The sequence below is a fragment of the Pseudoroseomonas ludipueritiae genome (assembly GCF_014490445.1).
GTDB classification, from domain to species: domain Bacteria; phylum Pseudomonadota; class Alphaproteobacteria; order Acetobacterales; family Acetobacteraceae; genus Pseudoroseomonas; species Pseudoroseomonas ludipueritiae.
The window spans coordinates 1-5,541 of sequence record NZ_JACTUZ010000219.1; the positions used below are offsets into that span (position 1 = coordinate 1).

The window sequence follows — 5,541 nt, forward strand, 5'->3', positions numbered from 1 at the left end:
CCCGGCCGCGGTCGGCTCCGCCCCGCGCGCGCCACGGTCGAAGAGCCGCAGGCCCAGCGTGGCCTCGGCCTCCCGCAACTGCACGGTCAGGGCGGGCTGGGAAAGGTGCAGCAGCGCGGCCGCGCGGCCCAGGCTGCCGCTGCGGGCCACCGCTACCACCGCCCTCATCTGGCGCAAGGTGACACTCATAATCCTGGATTATGAGAGTGCTCAGGAAGTTTCAATTGCATGATGGCCCGCGATACCGCCCATTGCCGGCAAAACACCGGAGGAACCACCATGCCCAGGATGCCCATAGCCTCCCGCCGCCACTTTCTCTCCGCCGCCGCCGCGGGGCTGGCGCTGCCGGCGCTGCCCCGTGCCGCCTCCGCCCAGGGCAACTGGCCGGACCGGCCGATCCGGGTGATCGTGCCCTTCGGCGCCGGCACCAGCACCGACATCATGACCCGCCTGGTCACGCCCCGCATGTCGCAGGAGCTGGGCCAGCCGCTGGTGATCGAGAACCGCGCCGGCGCCGGCGGCATCGTGGGCTCCGAGGCCGTCGCGAAATCCCCGCCGGATGGCTACAACCTTTGCATGGGCAGCATCGCCTCGCATTCCGTGAATGCCTCGCTGATGCCGCGCCTGCCCTATGACGTGCTGCGGGATTTCACCCCCGTCTCGCTGGTGACGAACGCGCCCAACCTGCTGGTGGTGGGGCCGCAGGTGCCGGCGCGGAACCTGCAGGAATTCCTGGCCTGGGCGCGGGAGCAAGGGGGCAAGGCCTCCTATGCCTCGGCCGGCAATGGCACCTCCAGCCATCTGGCCGGGGAGCTGCTGAAGCAGAAGACCGGCATCCCGATGGAACACGTGCCCTATCGCAGCGGCGCGCAGGCCCTGACGGATGTGATCTCCGGCCAGGTGGCGATGACCGTCTACCAGGTGACGGCGGTGCTGCCCTTCGTGCGGGAAGGCAAGATGCGCGCGCTGGCCACCACCTCCGCCCAGCGGCTGGAATGGACGCCCGATGTGCCGACGGTGGAGGAACAGGGCGTGGCGCCCTTCGATGTCGCGGCCTGGCACGGGCTTTTCGCCCCGGCCGGCCTGCCGGCGCCGATGCTGGAGCGGATCTATGCCGCATTGAAGGTGGCGCTGAACGACGCCGACCTGCGCGGCAAGCTGAACGAGCAGGGGCTGGTGCCGGTGGGCATGCCGCCCGCCGAATTCCGCCCCTGGCTGGAAGCCGATATCGCGAAATGGCGCGAGGTGGTGCGCGCCGGCAACATCAAGCCGGACTGAGCGCATGAGGAGGGTGCGGATCGGCGCGGGTTCCGGCTTCTCGGGCGACCGGATCGAGCCGGCGGTGGAGCTCGCCGAGCATGGCGGGCTGCAATACCTCGTCTTCGAGTGCCTGGCGGAGCGGACCATCGCCCTGGCGCAACTGGCGCGGCGGCGGGACCCGGAGGGCGGCTACGACCCGCTGCTGGCGGCGCGGATGCGCGCGGTGCTGCCGGCCTGCCGCCGCCAGGGCATCCGTATCGTTACCAACATGGGCGCGGCCAACCCGTTGGCGGCGGCGCGGCGCGTGGCGCAGGTGGCGCGGGACCTCGGCCTGGCCGGGCTGCGGGTCGCGGCCGTGACGGGGGACGACGTGACCGGCCGCCTGCGCGGCACGGAGACGATGCTGGACGAGGGCGGCACGGTCGCTGCCCTGGGCAACCGGCTGGTGTCCGCCAATGCCTATATCGGTGCAGCATCCATCGCGCAGGCGCTGGCGGCGGGGGCGGAGGTGGTGGTCACCGGCCGCGTCGCCGACCCCGCGCTGTTCCTGGGCCCGCTGATGCGGGAATTCGGCTGGGCGGAGGATGACTGGACCCGGCTGGGGCGCGGCACCCTGGTGGGGCACCTGCTGGAATGCGCCGGGCAGGTCACGGGCGGCTATTTCGCCGATCCCGGCTTCAAGGATGTGCCGGACCTCGCGCGGCTGGGCTTTCCGCTGGCGGAGGTGGACGAGGCGGGCGAGGCCATCATCACCAAGGTCCCGGGCTCCGGCGGCCGCGTGACGCCGGCGACCTGCAAGGAACAGTTGCTCTACGAGGTGCATGACCCCGCCCGCTACCTCCAGCCCGACGTGGCCGCCGATTTCTCCGGCGTGCGGATGGAGCCCGTGGGGGAGGATGCGGTGCGCGTCTCGGGTGCCGATGGCGCGCCGCGCACGGGGCTGCTGAAGGTCTCCGTCGGCTGCCACGAGGGGTGGTTCGGCGAAGGGCAGATCTCCTATGCCGGGCCGGGCGCGGTCGCGCGCGGGCGGCTGGCGCTGGAGGTGGTGCGGGAACGCCTGCGCCTGATCGGGCATGAGGCGGAGGAGATGCGCTTCGAGCTGGTCGGGCTGGATTCCATCCTGGGCCCGGCCGAGGGTGCTGCGGAACCGCGCGAGGTGCGCCTGCGCGTCGCCGGCCGCTGCGCCTCGCCGGAGGAAGCGGAGCGGATCGGGCATGAGGTGGACAGCCTCTACCTCAATGGCCCGGCCAGCGGCGGCGGCGTGGTGAAATCGGTGCGCGAGGTGATCGGCATCCGCTCCTGCCTCATCCCCGAGGCGGAGGCGCGCCCGCAGATCAACTGGGTGGAGGCCTGAATGCTGCTGCGCGACATCGCCCATGCCCGTGCCGGCGACAAGGGCGACATCTCCTGCATCTCCGTCATCGCCCATGACCCGGCCGATTACCCGCGCTTGGCGCGCGAGGTGACGGCCGAGCGGGTGCGGGCGCATTTCGCCGGCATCGCGACAGGCGAGGTACGGCGCTACGAATTACCGGGCCTCGGCGCGTTGAACTTCGTGCTGGAAGGGGCGCTGGGCGGCGGCGTCACGCGCTCCCTCGCTCTTGACGCGCATGGCAAGTGCCTTGCGTCGAAGATGCTGGAGATCGTGCTGGAAAGCTGAAAGCCTCTGGTGGCAACGAGGAAGATGGCGGGCAGGCACGGACCTGCCCACCATGCCTCAGCCGATGATGATCCGGTCGAGATCCGCCGTGCTCAACGTCACGCCTTGCAGGATGGCGAGTTGCACGAAGCCGTCGCCGCCGCCATCGGCATCGAACAGCAGCGCCGTCCCATCGGCCAGGCTCTCCACGCCCAGCCAGCCGTCCGTCACGGGATCGGCGGGGGCGGAAACCTGGTCGAGCAAACCCGAGAGGTCGAGGCGGTCCCCTGCCCGCAGGCTGAAATCCGTGATGGTATCGGCAAGGATCGAGGCCGGGTTCACCAAGCTGCCATAGACGAAGAGGTCGGCGCCGCTGCCTCCCGTCAGCACATTGCCATAGGCGCCGCTTTCCAGGATGTCCCGCCAGTCGCCGCCATCCAGCACGTCCAGGCCCGGGCTCCGCAGGATGTCGTTCCCGACGCCACCCAGGAGCTGCGTGGGCCTGGTCCGGAGGTCCAGGCCGCTATAGAGCTGGTCGTTGCCCGTCCCGCCCTCGATGATGGCGGAGCCGACCCCGAGGGAGATGACGTCATGCCCCTCGCCGCCCAGGATCCGGCTGCCGATCTTGGCCGCGCCGATGGTGATGGTGTCATTCCCGGCATCGCCGGAGATCGTGCCGAGCATCAGCCTCACGTCGATGACCTCGGCGCCCGATCCTCCGGTGATCGTGCCGCTCAGCATGTTGTAGATCGAGAAACTGTCATTCCCGCTGCCGCCATCCATTGTGCCGGCCTGGGTGCTGTAGAAGGTGAAGGTGTCGTTGCCGGCCTCGCCATACATGTCGGCGCCGAAGATGAAGTCGCGGTTGCCCTGCCCGGCATAGAAGGACGTGAAGCTGTCATTGCCGGTGCCGCCATGGGCGACGAGGTCGCCGCCGCGCCCGTCGAAGGCGAGGATGAAAAGGTCATGGCCGCTGCCGCCATCCAGCAGGCCGCTGTCGGTTCCCGTCAGCGTGTCGTTGCCATTGCCGCCATAGACGGAGTCCCGCCCGGCTTCGCCATCCAGGATGTCATTGCCGTCGTCGCCATAGACCATGTCGTCCCCGGCGCCAGCCCGGATGGTGTCATGGCCTTGCAGGCCATGGATCTCGTCGGCTTCGGCGATCCCTGAAAGGGTATCGCCGCGGCTCGTCCCACGAATGATGGCCATTGGCCTCTTCCCTCCCCGCGCTGATCCCTGGCTCCGCCAAGCATAACAAATCGCTCTCGTAACGAGTCCGGCGCGGAGGGAGTAATCCTTTCGGCCTGGATGCCCCCTCTCCCGCCGCCAGCCCGGCTTTGACGGCATGGAGCATCGAAGGCCACATTGGGCGCGGCCTCGCGCGGGGCCGCATCATGCGGCGTCCGCCACCGAGGCGGCGCCAAGGCCAGCGAGGAAGGGGATGCTTCTTGAACGGTAAGGCTACCAACCTTGCCCTGATCACCACCGCGCAGGTGCTGGCGCTCTCGCTCTGGTTCTCAGGGACGGCGGCCGGGCCGGGCATGGTCCGTGAGGCGGGCATCGCGGCGGGCTCGGCCTTCCAGGCCCTGCTGACCGGCGCCGTGCAGGCCGGCTTCGTCCTGGGCACCCTGGTCAGCGCCGTGCTGACCCTGGCCGACCGCTACGACCCGCGCCGCTTCTTCATCGCGGCGGCGCTGCTGGGCGCGGCGGTGAACGCGGCGATCCTGGCCCTGCCCGCCGGGTCGGACCTGGCCATCGCCGCGCGCTTCGTGACCGGCGCCGCCCTGGCGGGGGTCTACCCCGTGGGCATGAAGCTGGCGGTGGGCTGGGCGGACCGGAGCGACACGGGGCTAGTCATCGGCATCCTAGTCGGCGGGCTGACGCTCGGCTCGGCCTCGCCGCATCTGGCCAATGCATTGGGCGGCCTGGACTGGCGGCTGACGCTGGCCACAGCCTCCCTGGCCGCCGTCGCCGCGGCGGGGCTCATCGGGCTGGTGCGGCTCGGCCCGCGGCACGCGCCGGCGGCGCCCTTCAGGCCCGTGGCCGCGCTGGAGCTCTGGCGCAACCGGGGCACGCGGCTCACCACCCTCGGCTATCTCGGGCATATGTGGGAACTCTATGCCATGTGGGCCTGGGTGGGCGCCTATCTCACCGCCAGCTTCGCTGCCTGGCGCGGCGGGGGCGAGGTGGCCTCCGGCAAGGCGGCGCTGGCGACCTTCTCCGTCGTGGCGGCCGGCACGCTCGGCTGCGTGGCCGCCGGGCTGCTGGCCGACCGGCTCGGCCGGGTGCGCGTGACGGTCTGGGCCATGGCGGTCTCCGGCACATGCTGCCTGCTGGCCGGGCCGGCCTTCGGGCTGCACCCGGCGCTGACCACCGCGCTCTGCCTGGTCTGGGGCGTGGCGGTGGTGGCCGATTCCGCCCAGTTCTCCGCCAGCGTCGCGGAACTCTCCGACCCGCGCCTGACCGGCACCATGCTGACGGTGCAGAACTGCCTCGGCTTCGCGCTGACCCTGGTGACGATCCACCTCATGCCGGCGCTGGTGGCCAGTGCGGGCTGGGGCGGCGCCTTCGCGCTGCTCGCGGTTGGCCCCGCGCTGGGCTGCGTCGCCATGCTGCGCCTCGGCCGCAGCCCGGCGGCGGCG

6 protein-coding genes are annotated in these 5,541 nt (G+C 71.0%); 4 read left to right on the plus strand and 2 right to left on the minus strand.

What is annotated here, in order from left to right; all coding sequences use genetic code 11:
- Nucleotides 1-189: helix-turn-helix domain-containing protein (locus IBL25_RS24065; protein WP_187781002.1), on the minus strand; the 189-nt coding region annotated here is incomplete at its 3' end.
- A gap of 90 nt (nucleotides 190-279) precedes the next feature.
- On the opposite strand from IBL25_RS24065, the gene IBL25_RS24070 reads away from it, so the two are divergent.
- Genes IBL25_RS24070 through IBL25_RS24080 form a run of 3 tightly spaced genes read left to right on the plus strand, consistent with a single transcriptional unit; the run spans nucleotide 280 to nucleotide 2,920 of the window.
- Nucleotides 280-1,278 (plus strand): Bug family tripartite tricarboxylate transporter substrate binding protein, encoded by a 999-nt coding sequence (locus tag IBL25_RS24070; protein WP_238940631.1) that lies wholly within the window; start codon nucleotides 280-282, stop codon nucleotides 1,276-1,278.
- Nucleotides 1,279-1,282: 4 nt separating this feature from the next.
- Nucleotides 1,283-2,614 (plus strand): acyclic terpene utilization AtuA family protein, encoded by a 1,332-nt coding sequence (locus tag IBL25_RS24075; protein WP_187781003.1) that lies wholly within the window; start codon nucleotides 1,283-1,285, stop codon nucleotides 2,612-2,614.
- Nucleotides 2,615-2,920 (plus strand): AtuA-related protein, encoded by a 306-nt coding sequence (locus IBL25_RS24080; RefSeq protein WP_187781004.1) that lies wholly within the window; start codon nucleotides 2,615-2,617, stop codon nucleotides 2,918-2,920.
- Between the two features lie 57 nt (nucleotides 2,921-2,977).
- Here the strand turns inward: IBL25_RS24080 and IBL25_RS24085 are convergent, their stop codons facing one another.
- Complete coding sequence (locus tag IBL25_RS24085; RefSeq protein WP_187781005.1) at nucleotides 2,978-4,108, minus strand: calcium-binding protein; 1,131 nt, start codon at nucleotides 4,106-4,108, stop codon at nucleotides 2,978-2,980.
- Between the two features lie 239 nt (nucleotides 4,109-4,347).
- Between IBL25_RS24085 and IBL25_RS24090 the strand changes: the two genes are divergently transcribed.
- Nucleotides 4,348-5,541, plus strand: a 1,194-nt coding sequence (locus tag IBL25_RS24090; RefSeq protein WP_187781006.1) for an MFS transporter, incomplete at its 3' end; no start/stop codon positions are given.